The organism is Promineifilum sp. (SeqCode), assembly GCF_041918635.1.
Taxonomy (GTDB): domain Bacteria; phylum Chloroflexota; class Anaerolineae; order Promineifilales; family Promineifilaceae; genus Promineifilum.
The window spans coordinates 1-3,850 of sequence record NZ_JAYRVJ010000177.1; the positions used below are offsets into that span (position 1 = coordinate 1).

The 3,850-nt window shown below is 68.2% G+C and carries 2 protein-coding genes; one reads left to right on the forward strand and one right to left on the reverse strand.

Translation table 11 applies throughout. The annotated features are described in order from the left end of the window. On the reverse strand, positions 1–1,505 hold a 1,505-nt coding region (locus tag ACE3UY_RS06025; protein WP_374686645.1), incomplete at its 3' end, for a hypothetical protein. A gap of 246 nt (positions 1,506–1,751) precedes the next feature. Here ACE3UY_RS06025 and dnaG point away from each other — a divergent pair. Further along, the coding region (gene dnaG, locus ACE3UY_RS06030; RefSeq protein ID WP_374686646.1) for a DNA primase at positions 1,752–3,850 on the forward strand (2,099 nt) is incomplete at its 3' end.

Sequence of the window (3,850 nt, forward strand, 5' to 3'; positions counted from 1 at the left end):
AGCCGGCAGTTGATCTGCTGGAGCAGGGGCACGCTGTCGATGAAGGCGAACATTTCCCGCGACGGCCGGGAGATGTGGCCCTGCACCAGCGGGTGGCCGTGCTGGAGCTGGTAGAACATGTAGCGCTTGTTGTGCGCCGCCTGGGGGCAGATGGGGATGTCCAGCAGCCCCACCGGCTCGTCCGATTGCGGCAGGGTGGCATACCACGGCGGCGTGGTCAGGGGCAGCATGGGGTAGGCGACCAGGTACTCGACGACGATGAGGACGCCGGCCAGCGCGGTCAGGGCGAAGGCGGGGCGGGGCCGGACGCGGCCGCGCAGCCAGGCCACGCCCAGGCCGGCCAGCACGGCGACCGGGATAGCCAGCATGACGTTGAAGCGGTCGGGGAAGCGCACGAGTTGAAAGGCGAAGCTGTTCTCCAGCAGGCTGTAGGGCATCGTCCAGTAGGGGCGACCGAGCACGTAGAGGGGCGAGCCGAGGGAGAGGACGAGATAGATGAGCGCCACGAGCGTCCAGAAAAGGGCTTTGCGCCACCGGGCGACCGCGCCGAGAAGGGCCAGCAGGAGGGGCGTGAAGCCGATGAAGCGCACGTAGACGGCGTTGCCGGCAAAGCGGCCGATGAAGCGCATGACCGCCGGCCCCCAGAGCGGATGGTAGCGGCTGGGCAACAGGTAGGCGGCCAGGTCGCTGCCATAGGCCTCTTCGTCGCTCACCAGCAGTTCTTCCGGGTTGCCGCGGGCCGCCTGATACCTGAGGACGGGCAGGAGGAAGGGGGTCATGAGGAGGGCGGCGATGAGGCCGGCCACGGACAGGAGGAGGAAGACCCGCGGCCAGTGGCGGCGCGGGCAGCGGGCCAGCTGCCAGAGGAAGGCCAGGCCCAGGAGGATGCCGCTGATGACGAGCAGTTGCCAGCGCGTGATGCCCAGCAGGCCGACCAGGACGCCCAGGAGGACGGCGTGGCGATAGCGCCGGTGGGCGAACAGGTCTTCGAGGGCCAGCAGGATGAGCGGAACCCACCAGATGGCGATCAGGTTGGGGTGGCTGTGGTGGGAGATGTTGTAGGGCCAGAAGCCGGCCACCAGCCCGCCGATGAAGGCCGCCGCGGCCGACCCGGTGACGCGGCGCACGAGCAGGAAGGTCGTCAGCGCCGTGAGGGGGTAGTTGAGCAGGAACACCAGCGAGAAGGCCGCCGGCCCGCCCAGGAGCGCCTGGAGGGGCAGCCAGAGCAGAAAGTGCACCCAGGCGATGTTGTGGTTGGCCAGACTGGCGCCGACGGGGAAGAAGAGTTGGGTGGTGAACAGCGGGTCGGTTCCGGCGGCGAACGACTGCTTGAGCCAGTCGAACGTCCACAGGTGGACGTAGCCGTCGCCCAGCAGGTCGGGAATGGCGACGCCCAGCCGGCCGACGGCGGGCCAGGTGATGAGGATGGTGAGCAGCAAGTACGCGCCGAAGACAATGAGCACTGTGGTATGTGGGGATCGCCGCAGCGACGCGTAACTACTCATGCTGGATCCGGACATCGTTGATAAGGGGAAGTATTCAGTGGAATGGCGAATCAGGCAAACGACGGCTGGTTTGTCGTCAAGCTATTCGAACATCCGCCCGCTTTGCGCTATAATTCCCCCTGCCGATTGATCCGCGTCCACAACTGAATCCGCCGGGCGGCGGGCGCACACGCAGGTGCGCCCCTACGGGTTTTGGATTCTGTAATCTGCTCAATCTGCGTAATCTGCGGATGCTTTCTCTTTGACATGACGGTAACGCAAGAGATTAAGAACCGGCTCGATATCGTCGACGTCATCCAGGACGCCGGCGTGACGCTGCGCAAGTCGGGCCGGAACTGGGCCGGCTTCTGCCCCTTCCACCCCAACACCCGCACCCCCGCCTTCTACGTCTTCCCCGAGTCGGGCACGTGGCGCTGCTTCGGCGCGTGCAGCGAGGGGGGCGACGTGTTCTCCTTCGTGATGAAGAAGAACGGCTGGGACTTCAAGGAGGCGCTGGTCGAGCTGGCCAGGCGGGCGGGGGTGACGCTGGAGGAGCACCGGCCGAAGGACGCCGCCCGCGAGGCGTCGGAGACGCGCTGGGCGGCCCTGCTCGACGCCGCCTCGCTCTACTTCCACCAATTGCTGCTGCACGCGCCGCAGGCCGAGGCCGCCCGCCGCTACATCGCCGGCCGGCTGCTGAGCGACGACACCATCGCCGCCTACCGCCTGGGCTTCGCCCTCGATTCGTGGGACGCGCTGAAGACCCACTTCACCGCTCAGGGCTACACCGAGCCGGAACTGATGACCGTCGGGCTGCTGACGGAGCACGAGGAGCGCCGCACCCGCTATGACCGCTTCCGGGGGCGGCTGATGATCCCCATCCGCGACGCCGACGGCCGCGTGGTCGGCTTCGGGGCGCGCACGCTCGACCCGGATGGCGTGCCCAAGTACCTGAACAGCCCGCAGACGCCCCTGTTCGACAAGGGCCACCTCATCTTCGGCCTGGACATGGCCAGGCGCCACATCCGCGAGGCGCGGGAGGTGGTGCTGGTCGAGGGGTACATGGACGTGATGCAGGCGTGGCAGCACGGCTTCCGCAACGTGGTGGCGCAGATGGGGACGAGCCTGACCGAGACGCAACTGCGGCTGCTGCAGAAGCAGACGAAGCGCTTCGTGCTGGCCCTCGACCCGGACGCGGCGGGGGCCAAGGCCACGCTGCGCAGCCTCCAGTTGGCGCGGGAGACGCTCGACCGCGACCTGGACGTGCGCTTCGACGCCCGCGGGCTGGTGCAGCTGGAGGGGCGGCTGAAGGCCGACATCCGCATCGTCACCCTGCCGGAGGGGCAAGACCCGGACAAGCTCATCCGCACCGACCCGACGGCCTGGCCCAGGCTGCTGAAGGAGGCGCGGCCGGTGGTGGACTACGTCATCCAGGTCGTGGCCGCCGAGCTGCGGCCGGGCGACGCCAAGGGCAAGTCGGCCGCCGCCGCCCAGGTGCTGCCGCTCATCAACGACATCGCCGACCCGGTGGAGCGCGACCACTACCTGACGGTGCTGGCCCGGACGCTGGGGGTCAATGTGGAGGCGGTGCGGCAGGAGCAGGTGAGGTTGAAGAAGAGCGGGGGGGGCAGGGGCCCGACAGGAGTCGGGGGGCGGGGGAGCAGGGGAGCGGGGGAGCGGGGGAGCGGGGGCGCAGGGGCGCAGGGGAGTAAGGCCGCGCAGGGGCAACCCACCTCGGAAGGGGGGGCGCACCCGGCGATGCCGGAGGACGCGCCGTTCTGGGACGACGCGCCGCCGGGGGGCGATCTGCCGCCGGCGGTGGGCGGGCGGCTGTCGTCGGCTGGCAAGCTGTCGGCGCGCCACATGCGCAAGCCCGACCGGCTGGAGGCCCACTTTCTGCGCGAGTGCCTGGAGTATCCCGGCGTGCTGCCGCACGTCAACCGCATCCTGAGGGCGCAGAAGATACCCGAGGTCAGCGCGGAGGATTTCCGGCTGGCCGAGGATCGGGCCCTGTTCGCGGAAATTACTCAGAGAGCGACGCTGCCAACGGTTGCCACGATTGCGGAATTGTGCGATAGTCTTGACTCGGTGCTGGCAGATAGGGTTAAGGGGTTGCTCACATTGTCGCCCACACCGGAACCGAAGCTGGGCCGCTTGCCCGACGCGCTGGCGTTGTCGGTGCTCGATTGGCGGCTGGAGAAGCTGCGCGAGCACAACACGATCCTGAAGCAATTGTTGTTATCTCAGAACCAGAAGGGAGCCGACGACGAATTGGCCCGACTCTATGGCGATCAGCTGCACACCTCGCAGGAGGCGAAGCGGCGCATTGACCAGGCCAAGAATGCCATGTCGGCCACGGGCCGCCG